Source organism: Escherichia sp. MOD1-EC7011 (assembly GCF_002965005.1).
Classification (GTDB): Bacteria; Pseudomonadota; Gammaproteobacteria; order Enterobacterales; family Enterobacteriaceae; genus Escherichia; species Escherichia ruysiae.
In genome coordinates this window covers 1-712 of the sequence record NZ_PTRD01000089.1, presented here as the reverse complement: position 1 = coordinate 712, position 712 = coordinate 1, and the positions used below count along the sequence as shown (strand labels likewise).

The window sequence follows — 712 nt, the reverse complement described above, 5'->3', positions numbered from 1 at the left end:
CGGTAGAGCAGGGGATTGAAAATCCCCGTGTCCTTGGTTCGATTCCGAGTCCGGGCACCACTATTTAGTTTCATGGCGTCTCTATGAGTCCTGAAACGTTAAAAATCAGTTAGTAACAAAGAATCTGGAGCACCAGCAGGTGCTACCAGATTTTTTTACATCCATAGTTTTTTAGGGCTTAATTGGGGACCCATCGGTTCGATAAACTATGGAGCCCCCACTATGTCTCTCAGCGATACCGCCATCCGTAATGCAAAGCCGCTTGATAAACCTTGGAAACTCAGCGATACGCAGGGTCTGTACCTGCTGATTAAACCCAACGGCTGTAAACTCTGGCACCTCAAGTACCATTTTGGCGGTAAAGAGAAAAAGCTGGCGTTTGGCGCTTATCCTGCTGTTTCTCTGGCAATTACCCGCAAGATGCGTGAGGACGCCCGCTCGGTATTGAGCACAGGCAACGATCCCGGCGTGAAAAAGCAGAAGGAGAAGTTTGCCCGTAAAAACGGTAACACTAAAGAATACAGACGGCATCAGTGAAAATATAAAAAATAAACAGACAGTTAACTCCTCTTGATATTTATTTTAAAAAATTCAACCGCGAACGTCACGAATACATTGTATATAAAGAAGTTAATTCGCTTATTGAAGAATATGCAGACAAATTTAACCTTGAACGAAGAGAAAATATTAGTCTTGATAAGAAATAACTAAT

1 pseudogene is annotated in these 712 nt (G+C 42.8%); it reads left to right on the top strand.

Annotation, left to right across the window (positions count from 1 at the left end):
- Window positions 1-222: 222 nt before the first annotated feature.
- A pseudogene (locus A7098_RS23595) lies at window positions 223-519 on the top strand (Arm DNA-binding domain-containing protein); the annotation flags it as partial.
- Between the last annotated feature and the right edge of the window lie 193 nt (window positions 520-712).